The sequence below is a fragment of the Pseudomonas sp. IAC-BECa141 genome (genome assembly GCF_020544405.1).
Taxonomy (GTDB): Bacteria; Pseudomonadota; Gammaproteobacteria; order Pseudomonadales; family Pseudomonadaceae; genus Aquipseudomonas.
The window spans coordinates 2,761,411-2,779,366 of sequence record NZ_CP065410.1 but is presented as its reverse complement, the minus strand read 5'-3'; the positions used below and the strand labels follow the sequence as shown (position 1 = coordinate 2,779,366).

At 55.2% G+C, this 17,956-nt stretch carries 26 protein-coding genes and 1 pseudogene; 13 read left to right on the top strand and 14 right to left on the bottom strand.

Annotated elements, in window-relative coordinates; all coding sequences use genetic code 11:
* Positions 1-7: 7 nt before the first annotated feature.
* The 3 genes from I5961_RS12750 to I5961_RS12740 all read right to left on the bottom strand — a co-directional run bounded on the left by I5961_RS12750 (position 8) and on the right by I5961_RS12740 (position 1,942).
* Positions 8-781, bottom strand: a complete 774-nt coding sequence (locus I5961_RS12750; RefSeq protein ID WP_227235434.1) for a hypothetical protein — start codon at positions 779-781, stop codon at positions 8-10.
* Between the two features lie 162 nt (positions 782-943).
* Positions 944-1,537 carry a tail assembly protein gene (locus I5961_RS12745; protein WP_227235433.1) on the bottom strand — a complete coding sequence of 198 codons (594 nt, stop codon included), beginning with the start codon at positions 1,535-1,537 and terminating at the stop codon, positions 944-946.
* A 60-nt stretch (positions 1,538-1,597) separates the two neighbouring features.
* A complete protein-coding gene (locus I5961_RS12740; RefSeq protein WP_227235432.1) occupies positions 1,598-1,942 on the bottom strand; it encodes a hypothetical protein in 345 nt (114 codons plus the stop codon).
* A 114-nt stretch (positions 1,943-2,056) separates the two neighbouring features.
* On the opposite strand from I5961_RS12740, the gene I5961_RS12735 reads away from it, so the two are divergent.
* A complete protein-coding gene (locus tag I5961_RS12735) occupies positions 2,057-2,533 on the top strand; it encodes a hypothetical protein (protein WP_227235431.1) in 477 nt (158 codons plus the stop codon).
* Between the two features lie 762 nt (positions 2,534-3,295).
* On the top strand, positions 3,296-3,598 hold the full coding sequence (locus I5961_RS12730; protein WP_227235430.1) for a hypothetical protein: 303 nt from the start codon (positions 3,296-3,298) through the stop codon (positions 3,596-3,598).
* Between the two features lie 303 nt (positions 3,599-3,901).
* On the opposite strand, the gene I5961_RS12725 is transcribed toward I5961_RS12730, so the two are convergent.
* From I5961_RS12725 to I5961_RS12705, 5 genes and pseudogenes are all read right to left on the bottom strand, one after another.
* The gene (locus tag I5961_RS12725; protein WP_227235429.1) at positions 3,902-4,144 is read right to left on the bottom strand and encodes a hypothetical protein; all 243 of its coding nucleotides are present in this window, start codon (positions 4,142-4,144) and stop codon (positions 3,902-3,904) included.
* A gap of 25 nt (positions 4,145-4,169) precedes the next feature.
* On the bottom strand, positions 4,170-4,934 hold the full coding sequence (locus I5961_RS12720; protein ID WP_227235428.1) for a C40 family peptidase: 765 nt from the start codon (positions 4,932-4,934) through the stop codon (positions 4,170-4,172).
* 1 nt (position 4,935) lies between these two features.
* Positions 4,936-5,685, bottom strand: a complete 750-nt coding sequence (locus I5961_RS12715) for a phage minor tail protein L (protein ID WP_227235427.1) — start codon at positions 5,683-5,685, stop codon at positions 4,936-4,938.
* Between the two features lie 9 nt (positions 5,686-5,694).
* Positions 5,695-6,033 (bottom strand): phage tail protein, encoded by a 339-nt coding sequence (locus I5961_RS12710; protein WP_227235426.1) that lies wholly within the window; start codon positions 6,031-6,033, stop codon positions 5,695-5,697.
* A pseudogene (locus I5961_RS12705) lies at positions 6,033-8,129 on the bottom strand (phage tail tape measure protein); the annotation flags it as partial. The gene I5961_RS12710 and the pseudogene I5961_RS12705, both read right to left, overlap by 1 nt.
* A gap of 75 nt (positions 8,130-8,204) precedes the next feature.
* Between I5961_RS12705 and I5961_RS12700 the strand changes: the two are divergent.
* From I5961_RS12700 to I5961_RS12665, 8 genes are all read left to right on the top strand, one after another.
* Positions 8,205-8,375, top strand: a complete 171-nt coding sequence (locus tag I5961_RS12700; RefSeq protein WP_227235425.1) for a hypothetical protein — start codon at positions 8,205-8,207, stop codon at positions 8,373-8,375.
* Entirely contained in the window at positions 8,372-8,563 is a 192-nt protein-coding gene (locus I5961_RS12695; RefSeq protein WP_227235424.1) for a hypothetical protein, read from the top strand. Before I5961_RS12700 ends, I5961_RS12695 begins: the two co-directional genes overlap by 4 nt.
* Positions 8,560-8,754 (top strand): hypothetical protein, encoded by a 195-nt coding sequence (locus tag I5961_RS12690; RefSeq protein WP_227235423.1) that lies wholly within the window; start codon positions 8,560-8,562, stop codon positions 8,752-8,754. The genes I5961_RS12695 and I5961_RS12690 overlap by 4 nt, the downstream gene beginning before the upstream one ends.
* A gap of 290 nt (positions 8,755-9,044) precedes the next feature.
* Positions 9,045-9,851 (top strand): phage recombination protein Bet, encoded by an 807-nt coding sequence (gene bet / locus I5961_RS12685; protein ID WP_227235422.1) that lies wholly within the window; start codon positions 9,045-9,047, stop codon positions 9,849-9,851.
* Positions 9,848-11,428, top strand: coding sequence for a YqaJ viral recombinase family protein (locus I5961_RS12680; protein WP_227235421.1), 1,581 nt, complete (start codon positions 9,848-9,850; stop codon positions 11,426-11,428). Before bet ends, I5961_RS12680 begins: the two co-directional genes overlap by 4 nt.
* The gene (locus I5961_RS12675) at positions 11,425-11,667 is read left to right on the top strand and encodes a hypothetical protein (RefSeq protein ID WP_227235420.1); all 243 of its coding nucleotides are present in this window, start codon (positions 11,425-11,427) and stop codon (positions 11,665-11,667) included. The genes I5961_RS12680 and I5961_RS12675 overlap by 4 nt, the downstream gene beginning before the upstream one ends.
* Positions 11,664-12,128: a hypothetical protein gene (locus I5961_RS12670; RefSeq protein WP_227235419.1), complete on the top strand. Its 465-nt coding sequence runs from the start codon at positions 11,664-11,666 to the stop codon at positions 12,126-12,128. Before I5961_RS12675 ends, I5961_RS12670 begins: the two co-directional genes overlap by 4 nt.
* 81 nt (positions 12,129-12,209) lie before the next feature.
* The gene (locus I5961_RS12665) at positions 12,210-12,599 is read left to right on the top strand and encodes a hypothetical protein (RefSeq protein WP_227235418.1); all 390 of its coding nucleotides are present in this window, start codon (positions 12,210-12,212) and stop codon (positions 12,597-12,599) included.
* Here I5961_RS12665 and I5961_RS12660 read toward each other — a convergent pair.
* Both I5961_RS12660 and I5961_RS12655 read right to left on the bottom strand, forming a co-directional pair.
* A complete protein-coding gene (locus I5961_RS12660) occupies positions 12,596-12,895 on the bottom strand; it encodes a hypothetical protein (RefSeq protein WP_227235417.1) in 300 nt (99 codons plus the stop codon). The genes I5961_RS12665 and I5961_RS12660 overlap by 4 nt on opposite strands.
* Positions 12,896-12,961: 66 nt before the next feature.
* The gene (locus tag I5961_RS12655) at positions 12,962-13,150 is read right to left on the bottom strand and encodes a hypothetical protein (protein WP_227235416.1); all 189 of its coding nucleotides are present in this window, start codon (positions 13,148-13,150) and stop codon (positions 12,962-12,964) included.
* Between the two features lie 95 nt (positions 13,151-13,245).
* On the opposite strand from I5961_RS12655, the gene I5961_RS12650 reads away from it, so the two are divergent.
* Complete coding sequence (locus I5961_RS12650) at positions 13,246-13,560, top strand: hypothetical protein (protein ID WP_227235415.1); 315 nt, start codon at positions 13,246-13,248, stop codon at positions 13,558-13,560.
* Positions 13,561-13,575: 15 nt separating this feature from the next.
* Here I5961_RS12650 and I5961_RS12645 read toward each other — a convergent pair whose 3' ends face one another.
* Together I5961_RS12645 and I5961_RS12640 are read right to left on the bottom strand one after the other, a co-directional pair.
* Positions 13,576-14,223, bottom strand: coding sequence for a hypothetical protein (locus I5961_RS12645; RefSeq protein ID WP_227235414.1), 648 nt, complete (start codon positions 14,221-14,223; stop codon positions 13,576-13,578).
* A gap of 185 nt (positions 14,224-14,408) precedes the next feature.
* Positions 14,409-14,795, bottom strand: coding sequence for a hypothetical protein (locus tag I5961_RS12640; protein ID WP_227235413.1), 387 nt, complete (start codon positions 14,793-14,795; stop codon positions 14,409-14,411).
* Positions 14,796-14,894: 99 nt separating this feature from the next.
* On the opposite strand from I5961_RS12640, the gene I5961_RS12635 reads away from it, so the two are divergent.
* The gene (locus I5961_RS12635; RefSeq protein ID WP_227235412.1) at positions 14,895-15,161 is read left to right on the top strand and encodes a hypothetical protein; all 267 of its coding nucleotides are present in this window, start codon (positions 14,895-14,897) and stop codon (positions 15,159-15,161) included.
* A gap of 164 nt (positions 15,162-15,325) precedes the next feature.
* Here the strand turns inward: I5961_RS12635 and I5961_RS12630 are convergent, their stop codons facing one another.
* Entirely contained in the window at positions 15,326-16,177 is an 852-nt protein-coding gene (locus I5961_RS12630) for a DUF2971 domain-containing protein (RefSeq protein ID WP_227235411.1), read from the bottom strand.
* A 26-nt stretch (positions 16,178-16,203) separates the two neighbouring features.
* Between I5961_RS12630 and I5961_RS12625 the strand changes: the two genes are divergently transcribed.
* Positions 16,204-17,148, top strand: coding sequence for a DNA cytosine methyltransferase (locus I5961_RS12625; RefSeq protein ID WP_227235410.1), 945 nt, complete (start codon positions 16,204-16,206; stop codon positions 17,146-17,148).
* On the opposite strand, the gene I5961_RS12620 is transcribed toward I5961_RS12625, so the two are convergent.
* On the bottom strand, positions 17,123-17,923 hold the full coding sequence (locus tag I5961_RS12620; RefSeq protein WP_227235409.1) for an HNH endonuclease: 801 nt from the start codon (positions 17,921-17,923) through the stop codon (positions 17,123-17,125). The genes I5961_RS12625 and I5961_RS12620 overlap by 26 nt on opposite strands.
* Positions 17,924-17,956: the final 33 nt, after the last annotated feature.

Below are 17,956 nucleotides of genomic sequence, written 5' to 3'. Positions count from 1 at the left end.
ACAAAAGTCAAAGTGAAAGTATTGGCAATCCCAGCACATGGGCTCTGTCCAACAGCCTATTTTGCGGCACACCTACACAGAAAGAATACTTCACCAACAATTCTTTTAAATGATCAGTACCGCAAACCACCGCATAATAAAAAATTAACAATTTTTCCGAATCTGAGAAAAGCGACTTATACATATCCACATACAGCTTATTACCTTCCAAAAATGAATCAACATATGACAGAGTTATTTCGACACCTGCCAAGTATTGCTGAAGCTCCTCGCCATCACTATCCCAAAAATGATCAAATGCGGCAACAACCCCCCTAAACTCATCCCTACGTGGTTTTAAATTCAACGTTCCGGTCACTTTAACGTACGGATTTTCAGGCGCAGCAGTACTTTTCACAAAAGACGAGTGAAGCCTCTTACAGAAAATCTTTATACAGTCACGCCCCTTTGTTACCTTATTATTATCATCAACCAAGTCTATTGCAGCCAACGCTGCCATGTGAGTATCGATCATTTTATAAAAGGTCGCGACCGAATTTTGCACTTTGAAATTCTCAACCTGCTGATCTAGCGCATTTGCAGATTTAGCTAGCTCGAGACGAGACTCCTTTAACTCCACCCTTTGAATTGTAATTGTTATCAAGAGTCCCATGAAAGCGAAAAATGTCAGTATCGGATTAGTTACTCCTCCGAAAAAATCCCCAAAAACCCCTGATGAGAAAGACTCATCCTTTGACCGAACCGCAATTACAACATCCGCAATAAAGACAATAAAAATCACACCTACAGCCGCAACAAAAATACGATAAAGCTTTCGAACCCCATCCTCTTCCCCGGAAGCACCAACGATTCAAACCACTTATATGGTGCACTCAAGAGTTTTTTTAAAAATCCATTTTCGCTATCCATACTGTTGCCCCAATAACCTCAAAAAATAATGTTGCTACATTTTATCCTCTGCGTAAATGGACGCCGAGATGATCATTCCGCCCCACCGGCGTTCGCCGATGCAGATCGGCACCGGGTTGCCGCTGGCCGTGGTGTTCTTGGCACTGCCGAAGGCGTAGGACGGGGCGTTTTCGGGGGATGCGTTTTGCTTCAGGCCTGAGGCTTGGGGGCTGAGCATTTGGATTACGCCGCCTGCTGTCATGGCGAGGCCCGCAGAAAACAGGGACGGCCCAGCACCGCCAGCAAAGAACGACGCCGCGATAAGAACAACGCCGATGATCGTTTGAAGGACGCCTGCGCGTTTGCTGCCTGAAATTACAGGAACGATACGGATTTCCTGAGCGCCACCCAATCCGAAGTCCTTTTCGCCGACGTTTTTCCGATTGCGAAAAATCGCGAATCGCATCCCGCGACGGTCTAGGTCTTTGATCGCCTGCTCAAATCCTTCAAGTGTGCATTTCAAGGCCTTGAAGGCCTCACCAACAGATTTGCTGCTGAGTTCACGGAGATGAGCGCGACCAAACAATCTCGCCAGCGGGCCAGACAAAAGGATGGTAGTCATCGATGAATTCGAAGCTATAGCAGGCATTACGATTATTCTCCTGGCGAAAAAAAACCGCCAATCGGCGGTTTGATTAATTTGATCGTGTCACAAACACTCGCGGACGGCGGCTTCTAACGCGCCCCGACCCCACATCTTGGACCATGGCATCCGCTGGTATAAGGCGACCTTACTCCCGGATCCGGTGCTGGTAATCTCGAGAACCTCATCGGTCATCATGTCAGTGGCAACAACCAGCCGATAGCCGTTCTCTTTCTCAGACATGGTCGAAGTCGAGCGCTGCTCCTGCCACTTTGGTAAAACGCACAGAGCGTACTTCTTGGCTGATTTACTGGTGGATGCACTGATGGTCGGATCGTTCTTTTTCACATCGCCGGGCGAGGAGCACCCCGCCAATAGCGCTACCGCCAGCGCTCCTACGATCAATTTCATGCAGGTCACTCCTGTGGGAAAGGGTGCAAGATATCATCGGACTTGAGGAAGCGAACCAACTGGTTGGCTAGACTCACATCACACAAGAACGGATGCGAGGTTTGAAGGAGAGGCATGAGAGACATTGATGAGGTGGTAGCGAAAGGATTCAACATCCCAAAGCGTTACCTAGCGGCAGCATATCTGCTCGTGACAGTCGTCCTTGCTGTTGGAATCGGACTCAGTTTCTCAACGCGAGATTGGATGTGGCTAGCGAGGTTCGGAGCGTTCCTCGTTTGTATGGCGATGATATTCGAGGTAACGGGCATTCTTGAAAAGTACGTAAAAAAAGTAATGGGCATTGCCGAAGGTGTCACAGCTGAAATTGTGTTGATGCAGGTAAAAAGGCGAGCGCATTTGTATGGCGTAACCAGCGAAACAAGCGAACTACACATCAACGAAATTTCAGAGAAAGAGCATGCCCGTCGCCTAGTTTTCGCTAACGAAGTTATTCGTAGCGTCATATCCAAAAAGATTCAAAAGCATGAGTTTGCTGTGGCGTCGGTAGGCACCATGCTTTGGGCCTTTGCCGATCTTCTAAACAAACTATAGCCATTGGTTGACACGTGCCAGAATCGACTCTCACTCTCAAATGCCTGGGCCACACCAAACGGAACGACGGCTTAATTGGCCGGTACCACTTGGAAGTGACCGATACACGGACCGGAAGGACGGCGACAATTTCCGTCGAGCCCAGGTACTTGGCCTCAGCTCGCAGCATGAAGACAATCCTTCTAGCCCGATGCATGTACTACTCGGTTACTCAGAAGGCGCATAACCAGATGCTTCTTAAGCTGTTTGACTCTCCAGACTTTGATGCTGACAGCGAAGACTTGCGCTGAGCTGAGGGGCCGGTGTCACAGGCCTATCTTGCTGGATTTGTTGCTCACCGATTTCAAGACAGCACAAGCATGGTGGGCCTTGTTGTAGCACAGCTGAGGCATTGTAGGATGAACATACGTTCATCCAAAATGTCGCTCGATGCGTCTAGTCTGCGGGTTCCGACATAGTGACTACAGGAGTAACCCACCATGTTCTCGCACGAAAGCATCCCGCTGATCATCATCTTCACCATCATGCTTCTTGGGGTGCTGGTAGCCATCCTTCACCCAGTACATGCGCTCATCAGTTGGCTTCGGAGACGGAGTCAAGGATCCTCCTCTGATCGCGCGACGGATGCAGACTCGCGCTGAGTAACTCCTTCATGAGCCCGGCTATGTTCGGGCTTTTTCTCGCCTGTACGAATCCCCAGTAACGCCCCGCCTCTCGCCAATAGTAGCCTCTTGCCTTTATCAGAAGCGGACAAGGAAGATCATGCCCATCCCCAATGCGGAGAAAGCCGTTGTAATACGTGACGCAATGTGTCCGCCAGGATCGAGCTTCGATAAGGTTACCGTCCTTCGAAAAGCAGTCAAAACCGCTCTAGACGGCACTAATGTTGACGACGCCAGCGTCTGCGATAATTTCGTGCCATTGGAGAACCCTCTCAAAAAGGGTTCCCCAAAGTTCGACGAGGCAAGGCAAGCGCAACTTAATGACTTCATCGAACAGATAGAGCTATCAAGTGACGACTTTCTAAAGCAAATCGGCGAATTGCACGACATGATCGTTTTCTGATTACGAATAGCAAGGTTCTTCAAAGGATTTCCCAGTCCTTTGCCTGCAAGCCCAAGGACTGGGATTGCGCCAATTTCGGCGCGGATAACGCAAGGAAAGTGAAATGAGCAGAGAATTTCCGAAGGACCCAGATAACGCCGGGTGGGTGCTTGGCTGGGGTGTTGTTAGAAACTCGCCGTGGAGTTTCCTCGGCATATACCCAAGCGAAGAGGAAGCTGAGTCTGTAGCAGCTGATGCTGGTGAAGGCTATCTAGTACGTCACGGATCGCACAGGCCAGGTACAGATGACTTCGTCTGGTCCTCTTAAGCAAGATTCGTCAGCATAACGGATCCGGGGCCCGAGATGATTTCGGCACTCAGCCCTGGCTTCCCGGTATAGCTGAGACTGAAGCCACCACCGGGACCAACTTTGCCCTTGAAGTTCAAACGATCGATCTCGGTGCCCCCGTCGAGAAGAGCGACAACAACCTCCACGCCGCATACCACGCCGCTGGAGGTGCCAAATAAATTTCGAATGTTCAGCATGTATTTCTGAGCGTTTTCCATTCCCTGCTCCAGCGGTGCTACCGCATCATGTCATTGGTTGTGCGTCTTTGTGCCTGAGAATCAGGCGTGTTTTGTCCAACCACGGCCCACCGAAAACGATGACCTCGGACGGCCTGCCGTACAGGTGGTGCAGCAGGAACGGGCCAGGGCCGAACGTCGCGGCATCCTCCCCAGGCAGTACCGGATCGGCGCCGAGGAAGATCCCGGCGTGGTTCGGGTAAGCCGTCCGCCCCACTTCCATTACGATCATGTCGCCGCGCTGAGGCTGATCGACTCGGTAGAAGCCGGCGGCCTCATAGTTCGCCTCGTACAGGCTGGTGTTGTCCTTGCTCTCCCACCAGCCCTCGGTGCGCTTGAAGACTTCGAACTCCAAACCCCATTCGCGCTTGTACCAATCTGCACAGACTTGCCAGCAGTCCCAGGCACCGTGTACGAATGGGCGCTTGAGCAGCGGCACCTCACCGGTAGGCATGACAGTACGCAGGTCGCCCTCGGGCCAACTGATGATGTGCCAGGGCATGGCCGTTGCCTCGCACATGGCCAAGTCGCGAGGAGAAGGTCGGCTGGTGGCGTCCGGATGCGAGTGCACCACGCCGATCACCTCGCCTACGTCTTCGGCCGCCGCGTATTCCACTGGGTCGATTCGGAACTCTTCGTTTGGCTCAGTCGATACATTGCGGCACGGGTAGTACTGCTGTTTGCGGCCCACAGCCAGCAGCAGCCCGCAGCACTCCTTCGGGTACTCGGCCGCCGCGTGCACCTGGATCGCGTTGAGAATGTGTTTGCGCATGTCAGCTCCGTGCGATCAGTGAAACAGCGGGCATCCCACCGAATGACAGCGGGTTTCCCTCGCCGAAGCGTGGGATGCATCCCTTGCCCAGCGTGGCATCGCACTCGTCCAGTTCAGGGTTGTCCGTGACGACGCCGTCCTTGGTCACGTACGGGCCTGTGTAGCCACAGTTCGGCCCTCGGTATCCACCGGTGAGGCACCAGTGGCACAGCGTCGTCGCCTGCCGGCCGATGGACTCGTTACCGACGTCGCCCGGGCTGGCCAACTCCCAACTGACCGTTTCCCCGTCCTCGTTCGTTTTCTGGTCGATGTACCAGACCTCGATCGTCTCTTGGGTCGGATCTGCCGTTGGATTGCCGGCCGGGAAGTTCACCGCGTCCAGGTACGTGCCCAGCGTGTGACGCATCGTCAGCTTGAACTCGAGCAGATCCTCGAACGCCAGACAGAGCGCCGTGATGCGCCCGTTGACGTTGCCGACCGACAGCGTGGGCCGAACAGCTGTTCCGTCGCCGTTTGCTTCAATGCCGTCAATCTGCATCGGCCAGGCGCTGTACTCGTTGCCCTGCCAGTAGATCGCCTTCGCCGGAATCTGGTCCGCGTTGTCGCCGGCAGCGATCAGCTCGGCCGCCGTGTGCGGGATCGCGTGCCCGTGGAAGCGCAGCACGTCCGCCCCGTAGTCCGTGCCGTCCAATTCAAAGAGCAGCACTTCACTGCCAGGCTCAAGCACCTGGATGTCACTGATCAGCGGCATGATTGCCCCTTATGGTTGGAATGCACGCTCGAAGGTGGCGGTGAGTTTGAAGACGCCGCCGCCCATTGGTGTGGGAGCGGGATTTTTGCAGGTGAACAGGCCTAGCTCCCCGAGCGGCGTTGTCCAGAGAAACGCTTTCGCACCGGCGTGCCGGTCGAGGAACGCCATAATCTCCAGCACCTTGGCCTTCTGGCCGGCAAAGGTGATCGGGTAGGAGTCCTCTTTGTTGTTCGGCCCGTCTCCGACGTTCTGCGCGTAGCCATTGCCGAACTTCGAGGAACGCACCCGATAGTTGATATCGGGCGTTTCCCCGCGCTCGGTTGGCCAGGAGAATTTCTCGATGGCCATCAGGCCCTCCCATTTGTCAGGCGCCAGATTGATCCGCCTGGCTGCAGCGCTCTGGCAATCGCAGTTTCAGCCTCGGTTTTTGCTGCCTGTTGAATGCTCTTGCCGAGCTGGTTGGTTGTCTCTTGCGAAACACCCGCTCCGTCGCTCCCGGACGTCTGCACCGAGACCGCAACCGGAAAGTTGTACGTGTTACCCCCACCATCAGACATCGCGGCCAGTGCAGGCCCGCCACCGGTGGTCAGCGGCGTGACGCTACCGCCGTTGGCACCAGTCATCAGAAACGACCGGCCACCCTCGTTGTAGAGCTCCGGTCCCAGTTCGTTCACCTCGTACAAGGAGTTCGGTGCAACCGAGCCGCCGGTTGCTCTGTAGCCAGAGAAGTCGACACCGGTATATCCGGCCTGCGATACACCGGCAGCCGACGAAGCAGCACCGGCAGAGCCCGCCGCCAAGCCATTGGTTGCGCCACTGCCAGTGAAATAGCTGGTTGCGGCACCGACCAAGCTGCTCAGCAACGCCGAGCTGGCTTGCCGAGTCGCGATCCGCGCCATGTCCGCCAGAATCGACTTGGTGAAGTCAGCAAACGACAGCTTCCCGGTCATGGCGAAGTTGACGACCGCGTCTTCCATCGAACTGAAGGCGTTGCCGAACAAGGTTTTCGTCTGGCCGGCAATGTTGCTGGCTGAATCCAGATAATTGGCCCAGGCCGAGGTTGCGCCTTTGGTCCAATCCCCCTGCGCCGCCTCCACGTCCGCGTAGTTCTGCCGGATCTGGTCGGTGGTCGCCTTGTTCGCGTCGGCGAGCGCCTGCGACTTACGGACGAACTCTTCCTCCGACATGTTCCGCGAGGGATCGGATTTCTGATTGGCGAGCTCCAGCGATTGCTGAGCGAACCGGTCTTGCTGGCTGTTCAGTTCGTTGTTGAGCGCGTTCTGGCGATCGCCCTGGCCGACGCCGAGAACGGCGCGCTGCCCCGCCAGCTCCAAAGCCCGCTGCTGCTGAGCCAAGGCCTGAACGTAGGTCGTGATCGATCGCTCTTGTCGATCAAGGCGGCCGGTCTCGTTCGTGGCCAGAATTTCGAGCTGGCTGTCGGCGTCCTTCTGGGCCTTGACCATCGCCGTGCGAGCATCGGCAATCTTTTGGTCCAGCTGGATGCGCTGAGCTCCCGTGGTGCTGGACTTGTTCTTCACTGCCTCCAACGCCGCAATCTCGGCCTCGTAGGCTGCCGTGATCTCATCTCGCTCATTGCCGATCAGGCCATCCTGCTTCTGAGCGTACTCAGCCTGGGAGATGAGCCCCGCCTTCTGCGCAGCATCCAGCTGCTTCTGGGCGTTGTTGTACTCGGCCAGAATTGCCGTGATCTGGTTTTTGGCATCGTTGAAGCCGGTTAGGTCAACAGCGGAGCCTGCCTTCTTGGGCTCCTTGAACTTGTCGTTAATCGCCTGAAGGGATACCGCATATTCGCGATTGATCCGGTCAGCATCGACGTTGTTGCCGCCTAATGCCTTGGCTCTATTGCGATCAAGCTCTGCTATTTCGAGCTTTTTCTTCTGCTCCTTGTCGAGGCCTGCCAAGTAGCTGGAGTGCAGCGACTTGCCCGCCTCTATTGCATCGTCTTCAGCCTTTCTTCGCTCACCTTCGGCTTTGGCGTTCGCCTCGACTTCTGCCTTCTGCCTTTTCAGCGCGGCAATCTGTTCTTCGATGAACTTGGTGGAGCTGCTTCCGCTGCCGAGGTCATCCGGGAATAGATTTGCCAAGAAGCCCGTTTTTCGGTCATCGAGGATCTTTTGATAGTTAGCAATCTGGGCGTCGAATGACTGGGTTCGACCAACATCAAGCGTGGCATCCAGCGCTTCCGCGGCCGCAGACTTAATACCCTTCCAGCCCTTCTCAATCAGTCCAAGGTTCTGAGTGATCTCGCCAGCTCGCGACCTGACAGCTTCTGCGTAGGTGTCGGTCAAGAGCTTTACCGCGCCGACCTCATCACCCTGCTCCTTCAGTGCCACGATCTGCGAGTACACGGACGCTGTTAGGAAGTGGTACTGATCATTGAGTGACTTCGCTGCCTCAACCGGGTCATCGGCGATTTTCACGAACAGCATCACCTGAACCAGCGGCAGATCGACGGGCTGGATGATCGCGACTCGTTCGCCAACCTGGTGCTGGCCGTCGTGGTCGGCAGCCCGTCCGAGGCGCTGACGCACGCCAAGCACCTGCTGGGAACTGACAGCCCGGTCACACAGCTTGAGGCGATCGCCGCCAACTTCCTCCATCCGCACGCCGCCGATGCTGTGGAGGCCGAGCGCGAAGCAGCAGAAGACGATGTGGACGGTGACCTGTGAGCCCGCACATTGCCATCGATCAGGCGCTGGAAGCCCTGGAGCATCCCGGCAACCGCGATCTGGACGACACCCTGACAGAGGGCCTGATCGTCCGCCACTTCACCGCCGGCGACATCACTGCCGAAGAATTCAACCACTACTGCCAGCGGCTGCGTGATACCTGCCAACGCCGCAAGGAGGCTGCATGAGTACGCCACCGGTAAAAACGCTGATCGATGAACAGCTCGACGACATCGAGCGCCGTATCGCGATCCTCGGTTTCGGGCTTCCCTTCAACGAGGTGATCGGCCGCAAGCGCGAGGACCTGGTGCAGGATCTGCCGCAGCGCTTGTCGGTGACTATGAAAGGCGGCCGCATCGCCGCGAGGGTCCGGCCATGAATCTCTTCTACTGGGCGCTTGTCGTCATCCTTGTTGCCAGTGCAGGCGCTTACAAAGTCATCACCAGTGACTCTGGTGTGTGCCAAGTACCGCAGCCAACCACCTACCGGGTGTTCCGGTGACCTCCCGGCAGTTGGCCCGCCGCATTTTGATCCGGCGCGGCTCGTTCTCTGCCATCGGCGTCTTCACCCTCCTGATGCTGCTCAGCGCCCTCGCCGACCGCATCACTCAATAAACCAAGCATTCAATCGCTGCGCTGGGCGCGGCAAGGATCTCCCGTGAGCGCAGTAATGAAGCAGGACGACCAGCTTCCCGTGATGTCGGAGGCCGCACTCGTTGAAGTGCTGAGCAGCAGCCTCTACCCGGGCGCGGAAAAGAACTCGGTGGTGATGGTTCTGGCGTACTGCCAGGCCGCGCACCTGGACCCAATGCTGAAGCCCGTGCACATCGTGCCGATCTGGAACGCCAAAGCGAAAAAGATGCAGGACACCGTGATGCCAGGCATTGGCCTGTACCGCATTCAGGCTGCGCGCACCGGGCAATACGCTGGAATCAGCGACCCTGAATACGGGCCACCGATCACCGCCAAGCTAGGCGGCGTCGACGTCACCTATCCGGAGTGGTGCCGGGTGACGGTGAAACGCCAGATGTCGAACGGCCTTGTCGCCGAGTTCACTGCCAATGAGCGGTGGCTTGAAAACTACGCCACGGCCAGCAAGGACACCATTGCCCCGAACTCCATGTGGAAACGCCGCGCCTTCGCGCAGCTCGCCAAATGCGCCGAGGCCCAGGCCCTGCGCAAGGCTTTCCCTGAGGTCGGATCAGCTCCGACAGCAGACGAGATGGAGGGCAAGACGTTTGATGAGGCGCCGCGTGATGTAAGCCCGCAAAGGCAGCCAGAACCCGAGCCTGAAGCCCTCCCGCCCTACTCCGATGATCTTCTGAAAGAGAACATCGTCAAGTGGCAGCCATTGGTTGATGCCAACCGCACCAGCTCGGAACACCTGATCGCGACCATCAGCAGCAAGTACACGCTGAGCCCGGAGCAGATCGAAAAAATCCAGAACCTGAAAGCCCTCGACGGAGACGCAGCATGAAAATTCACAACGTAGCTCAAGGCTTCGCCGAGTGGCACGCACTCCGCGCCCAGCACTTCACCGCCTCCGAGGCGCCAGCAATGATGGGCGCCTCGAAGTACCAAACCCGTTCCGAGCTGCTGACGCTGAAGAAAACCGGCATTGCGCCGGAAGTCACCCAGGCTCAGCAGTACATCTTCGACAAAGGTCACGCTACTGAAGCGCTCGCCCGGCCACTGGTTGAAGTCATGATCGGCGAAGAGCTTTATCCCGTGGTCGGTACCGACGGCAACTTGCTGGCCTCCATGGACGGCGCGACGATGCTCGGCGAGACTCTGTTCGAACACAAGCTCTGGAACGAATCGCTGGCTGCCCAGGTGCGAGCCGAAGATCTTGATCCTCATTACTACTGGCAGCTTGAGCAGCAACTGCTGGTGAGCGGCGCCGAGCGCGTGATTTTCGTTTGTTCCGACGGCACCGCCGAAAACTTCGTGCACATGGAGTACCGACCTGTTGCCGGCCGCGCCGCGCTGTTGGTCGAAGGCTGGAAGCAGTTCGAGGCCGATATGGCCAACTTCGAAATGGCCGAGGCGCCGTCGATTGTCGTCGGCAAGGCCCCGGACGAGCTGCCAGCGCTGCGGATCGAGCTGACCGGCATGGTCACCGCGAGCAACCTCAAGGTGTTCGAGGAATCGGCACTGGCGGTCATCGACTCGGTGAAGACCGAGCTGACTACAGATCAGGACTTCGCCGATGCCAAGAAGGCCGTGAAATGGTGCGGCGATGTTGAAGAAGCCGTCGCGACGGCGAAGAAACAGGCACTATCCCAAACCCAGACAATCGACGACCTGTTCTCCTCGCTGGATAGGATCAGCGCTCACGCTCGCGAGACTCGACTGAAGGTCGACAAGCTGGTGAAAGCTCAAGAGCTGCTGGTGAAGACCAACATCAAGCAGAAAGCAGAGCAGTCGCTCGCAGATCACGTCGCGGCGATCAACAAGACACTGGGCCGGGTCACCCTACCAGCAGTCGCCGCAGACTTCGCCGGCGTCATGAAGAACAAGCGAACGATCGCCAGCTTGCAGGACGCTGTCGATACTGAGCTGGCACGGGCGAAAATTGCCGCGAGCCAAGCCGCCGACGCAATTCGCCTGAACCTGGCCAGCTTGGCCGAGATGGCGGCCGATTACGCTTTCCTGTTCAACGATATTCAGCAGCTGGTGATGAAGGCGAACGACGACCTGGTCGCGTTGATCAAGGTGCGTATCTCTGAGCATCAGAAGGCCGAGGAGCAGAGAGCCGAAGCCCAGCGGGAGCAGATCCGCCAGCAGGAGCTGAAGCGAATCGAGGACGAGGCAAAGGCCAAGGCGCCGGTCGAACAGGCTCCAGTTGCCAGCCCGACACCGATGAAAGCTGCGGCGCCGGTGAATCTGCAGGCTGAAGTGTTCGATCTGGAAGCATTGATCCATGCCGTCGCTGTTGGCCAGGCCCCGATTTCGGTGCTGACCGTGGATTGGGAAAAGCTTGATGCTCTGGTGGCCGCTCAAGGCGCCAAGTTCAGCATGGCCGGCGTGAAGCTGGTCAAGGTGGCAGCATGATCAGCAACCACCTCAACCTAGTGGAGCAACACCGGCCAGACGCTGAGTCGATCTCTGAACGGGTCTCCCAGTTCCTGGCCGCCGGCGGACAGATCGACCAATTGAAAAGTCCGCCGCGCAACCCGCTGCCACCGCCACGCTCAAAGAAAATAGACCCTGAAACGGTCCTCAAGCGGCGCCCGAAGCCGATATCGGCTGCTGACCGGAAGGCGCTGCGTAAGATGGCGGACGCACTATGAAATCGAAACGCAAACCCAAAAACGGTTTCGCCCGGGCCGAACGCAGTTGCCGGGCGCTACTCAGCACCAACCACGTCGCGGTGGTGAACATCGACCCGAGCGGCAGCCAGATCATGGTGAACTGGAAGAACTGCCGGCAGATCCGGAGTCTGGCGATCGCCAACGCCCTGTTCGACTTCTCCTATCACTGGACGATCTACATCGCCGCGATGTGCCGCGACGAGTTGGGCACCGAGTACCTGAAGTCCACGGAGATCTCGCCGCAGGGCATGTACAAGGTCGAGCGCCTGACTGACGCGATCGAGCATTACTACCTGGAGCTGCGCAACGGCTGCAACCCGAACCACATACTCGCTTCAGGGTGGATCGCCATCCCGGCAGAGATCACGCTGGAAGAGGCGCAAGCCGCGAAGCTGTTCTACGCCGCCGGCGCCTGGAATCAGGTGAAGGTTGCAGCGTGAAACGAACCACCAACCGGGCGGCCACGCGCCGCCGACAGACCTGGCTGGACTTGCCGGCCAGCGGAATTGAAGAGGTAGGCCATGGCCGAAGAACAGGAACTTGCGCCAGTCGAGCCACAGCTGACAGCGGAAGCCATCAAGCAGCGCAAGAAGCGCAAGAAGCGCGAGAAGACAGCAGCGAAAGACGCTGCATTGGGCGTCGAGAAGTTTACGGTTGAAGTGGCCGGAGTGTTCAAGCCTGATCTGAAGCGGGTCATGGCTGCCCACGGCTTTAACAACCAGCAGGAGGTTTACCAGCTGCTGCTGATCAACCTGATCGCCGCCAATTTTGAAACACAGGCCACGATGCTGCGTTGTGTCACGACACCTTTTGTTATATCCGAAAAGGTGTCGCGACTAATTGAGGCGGCCGGCAGGAAGTCGCTCGCCGGCCACCCGCCAGAGCCTGAGGACGAAATTATCCAGCCCTAGCGCTCAGCCTCAAGTGTAAGGATGATTGTTTCAGGCTCACCATCTTGAGTGCGGCCAAGTAGCTGTGCAACCACATGGCCATGCATGCTGCCGCCGATCGACAGATCGACCTCGAACTCACCCTGAGCGCGCACTTCGCCAGTGTGGCCGTAAGTGCCTTCTCGAAGAGTGACTTTGTAAACATTGAGTTCATCGGTGTCTTCCAAGAAAAGTTCTTCAGTGCTTTTCTCCCGGTCGTACGTTGCTAGACTTGAGCCAGAGCTGACTGTCAGGCGCTCAATCTTAATTTTTCCCACACTTTTCTCCTTCCGGCTCCGTGCCGGGCCGAACACAAATACCGCAACGGTCGGGAATACGCCAGCTCAGACAAAGCTCGGCGGCTCAACGATTCGATGCGCCGACTCCATATAGCAGGCTAGGTCGATCACCTCCCGAATGAACACGACCACTTCCAGTTTCACTGCGTCGTCCGGCAGTCCTATCCGTTTCAGCATCGCTTTAGCGTCTTCTTCAATAGCAGCTAGCGCATCTACATCGCTTTGCAATCTCATGTCGGCCTCCTGCCAGTGTGAGCTGGGAGAATACATACAACATCCGGTGACTTGCCGGCCAGCGGAATTGAAGAGGTAGGCCAAGGGCAAGAGCAATGCGGAACGGTTCAGAGAAAGCGGCGTCGACGAGGAAAGAGCGCCGCGAAGAAGAGTTCAGATTCCACGCGATGGCCGGCACGCGCCAAGCACTTGCTGAGCTGATGGCCTGGAGCGGCATCGAGGAACAGAGCGAAGCGATCACACTGATGGTTCACCACCTGCGCGGCCTTGGTCCGGGCGGCGCCCTACCCATGCTTAGGCTACAGCGACACGTTATTGAGATATCCCAAAACGTGTCGCTGGCTTTTCACCAGAATAGCCAGCTGATGATTCAGCAGGGTCGTGGCGACGAAGTGATAACGGGCTGTTGATGCCGAAGACGGTTATTAAACAACGGACCCGCGACCACTGTGCTTATGTAGATTCCTCCCCTGCCACTGTTCATACGTCTGCGAAATATTCCAGGCTTCCTCTGGACTACAAGGGGGGAGATCAACATCGATCAAGCTTCGGGTGGCCACAAATTCTTCGTACTTTGGATTGAGAGCCTTACGAATTTTGAGCTTATTGGACGTCAGGTCTACCTGCTTCTCTGCCACATCAGGCAGGAAAAGCACCTTGACAGTTCCATCAGCAACAAACGAGACATCTCTGAACGATTCACCATCATTCCAGATTGCGTGCCGTTCGGCCTCGATATACACGTCATTGCACCAAATGCGGAAGCCATAAAGAACTCTCCCACCATTTTCTTTCATGAATTCCATGACGTTCAAATCGCAGCAGCCGTCCCGACTCCAAGGTTCGGGGTCTGAATCAATGTAAAAAGGCGTTTCCGAGCTGATAGATGAACAGAACCTAGATACTTGCTCAGTTATTGCGCGCGGGGTATCTAGGTCGTTAAAAATATTCTCCATTGCCAGCATATCCCCAAGCCAACTAGGTACTCCTAGTGACTTGAAGCTCTGCGACACTTGGCGCTCAGCTTTCAGTGCTTGCTTGGCCTCTCTCTTAGCTTTGCTTTTTTTACCCACGTGAGCGCTCCTTAAGCTCGTAAAAGGCTATGAGACACGATTCAACACCAAATTGCCACCATGCCGCATCCGGTCACAGAGGGCCGGTGCCTGCATTGGAGAGCATCAGGGCTCAGCAGCATCAGAAACAGGTCGGCGACTGCATCGACATGATGCGGTCGCTGCCAGACGAGGCGATAAGCAACCTATCTATTTGCGGGCTCTTCAAGAGTCAATAAAGAAATTCCTTTCGGGTATTGATTCATTACTAAAGCACGATATGTTTGGGAAACACATGCCATCTCTTCATCAGAAGGCTCATACCCTAAAATTTTTGAGGCTTGCACCCTGTCTTTCCGCGGAGTCCAATTTTCACTGCCCTGTTCTGTCTTAATACTGACTGACTGCAAGCTAAGATCGGGACCAAAGTTCAAAATAAAAGACTTGGCCGAAAACTTGTCAAGTTGAGCGACTGCGTAATCCAAATAAAGACCAGACAACGATTCAGAAGAGTGAGTCTCATACTTCTCGTTCGGGTCGTCACGCCATCGAGCCAGCATGGTTTGTGGAAAGCAATACTGAAATTTTGCCATTTTTATCCCCTTTCCGGCTCCATGCCGGGCCGAACACAAATACCCCACTTCTACGAATCACGCCAGCCGGCGAGGCAGGCGTATGCCTGGAGAATGCTTATGAGCACTTTCGCTGTATTTGGAATGACCATTGATGTCGCCACCGTCGAGGCGCGCAAGAAAACGAGCGGCACGCGCAAGAACCTCAAGGCTCCAGGCGGCGTCGAGCCAATACCGGAGCATGAGTGGCTTGAGATGGTTCGTAAGCGTGCTGAGAAGATCATGGGGGAGCTACAGTGCGTCAGCTCTCGCCATTGTTCGACGCGCCGCAGTACGCCGAGCAGTTCATGGAGTTGGCTCGCAAGACTTTGCGCTGTCGTGATCTGAAGATCAGGGCAAAGGCGGTACTGACTGACGCCAAGGGTAAGCCAATCCTCAATCCGAAAACCAAGGCGCCGAAGGTTGGTTTCTCAGAGTGGCCGCCAAAGCAGGAAGCTCTGGCCGCTGCCTAACCAGACCTTCTGCGATTTTAACTGTCCATGTCTACCGAATTATGGCGCTCGATATGGGATTTTTGACATTACAACATTAATCTCCGAAATCGGCTCATTACTATTAGATATGAAATCATGCGTAACATTAGACACAAGCGCCTTCATTGACGTGAACGCAAGCTCTTGGTCTCGCATTGGCCCAACATGAATAGCTTTGATAGCTGCAAATGGAAAGGCCAAAGTTACATACGGAATCAAAAGCCCACCGCGCGATCTGAACTTTAATTCGGAATCTGGCAAGGGAATATCAACTGCGCATCTAACTTCTTTTTCTTCATAAAAGCTTTGGTCTTTGAATATTGATGCTGTACGCACCAGCATAGAAAGGCACATCACGCCCTCTGGGCTTACCTCGCCATGCTTCTCAATATCAGAAGCTAGCTCATGGATCGCTTCACGCACCATGTAGGACGCAGCATGCTTTTTTTCTTCGTCATTATAAATGCAGACAAAAAGATCTAGTGCAGATTGAATCAATTCCCGATCAAACTCAATGGCATAACCACCGTATGCGCGCCATTGACTTAGCTGATTTCCAGCCTCACTAAACGAACAGACAAATGTCGGCTCACTATCGATACCGTACGAAATATGATCATCAAATGCCTCCATTAGATAATCTCTGGCGTACAGAGTGCCACCGACACCAAGCCCAACATCCGGCAAATCAGAACCTAGTGCCTCAACAATATATTTGACGCCATCATTCATTTCCTGCGAGTCATTCAAGAATCGGATATCGCTCAACCAAAGCTCACGATTTTCGAGGATTGATTTAATAGCCAAAGCATCAGTGTAATGAAATAGATTTTGTTGCACTTGATTCCCCGAAACCGCTCGCAAATTCACGCCAATATAACCGCGAGGATCCTCCTATGGAAATCACTTACGGCTCGGTCTGCTCCGGCATCGAGGCGGCAACGCTTGCATGGCAGCCGCTCGGTATGCGCTCCACCTGGTTCGCCGAGATCGAAGCCTTCCCCAGCGCGGTGCTGGCCCACCACTACCCGAACACGCCGAACCTTGGCGACATGACCAAACTCGGCGCCCTGGTGCTGGCCGGCAAGATCGCCGCACCGGACGTCCTCGTCGGCGGAACCCCGTGCCAGGCGTTCAGCGTGGCTGGCATGCGCGAAGGACTCACCGACCCACGCGGAGCCCTCACCATCAAATACGTGGAGCTTGCAGATGCAGTTGACTATGTTCGCGCCGGCCAGCGAAAGCCCGCCTGCGTTGTCGTCTGGGAAAACGTCCCCGGCGTCCTCAGCGATAAAGGGAACGCCTTCGGATGCTTTCTTGGCGCGCTTGCTGGGGAAGACTGCGAGCTGCAGCCTTCAGGGAAGAAATGGCCGGACGCTGGTTGTGTGTATGGACCCAAAAGAACAATCGCGTGGCGGATCCTGGACGCCCAATATTTCGGCTTGGCCCAACGACGCCGCCGTGTGTTCGTTGTCGCAAGTGCTCGAGACGGATTCGATCCCATCGAGGTACTTTTTGAGCGAGAAGGCGCTCGCAGGGATCGGCCGCCGGGATGGAAGGAGAAGCTCGCAGTTCATCCTACTCTCACGGCACAAGGAGGAGGCTCTCTCGATGATCGAGAGGCATATGTACTGGAGCCCGAAGGAGTACGCCGAACCAGCGTGATTGAATGGGAGCGCTGCCAAGGCCTACCAGACAATTACACGCGGATTCCTTGGCGTGGAAGCTTGGAAAGTGCTTGTCCCGACGGGCCTCGGTACAAGGTGATTGGTAATAGTAAAGCAGTTCATGTTATTCGGTGGATAGGGGAAAGGATCATTTCGGCGTGTCACTTCCTATAGCTTTTTGTATTTTTCTTTTAATATCCGGATAGGCATCCGAGCTATTACGCATATGAACATGAACGACCGAATGGCAGTTTGCGCACAACAAGGCAAAATCATCTACAGTCACTTTAGTTCCCGAAGCAAAAGTCGAAACCGGGACTTTATGATGCGCTTCGATATAATCAACCTTATATTTTTCTCGAAAATCCAAATTGCAAATTTCGCATTCAAATCTCTCACTGGATTTCAAAAGCGAAACAACCTCTTTGCTGCGCTCTGAGATCAAGTGCGTAACGTACCTCTTACCTCCCTCAACGAAGTAAGTCTCGAACTTTTCATTAACCGTATCCCCACCAATCGCCTTTCTTCTTAACTCAACACTATCACTACCTATTTCTGAAACCTCAAATACTCCCTCAAATCTCCAAAAAGCTTTGCGATCGGACAGCAACACGATAGGATAAGAATACTGAGGTTGATTAATAAGCGACCTATTTGCTTTCTCAGTCAAAGAGACGATCCCTTTTCGAGCTTTGAGAGAATACCTGTAACGCTCCTTATCAGTCCCCACCCAGCCGTCACCGCTATAGCTTCCAGGCCGCACCTTCAGTATTACTCCTGCTAAAACTGGAAATTCTCCAACCCAATTTATTCCCTGCTGCGGAGTATTAGCGATCAAAAGTTCTTTTCCGTGCCAATGATCCGAGCCTTCCACCTTGGATAGTCGAATCAAATCGAAAAGCTCTCTTTTTGAGATAAATACACCGTCATCCGCTTCTAACAAATCCAAAAAACTGTCTTTTTCATGGTTCCATCCAAATCT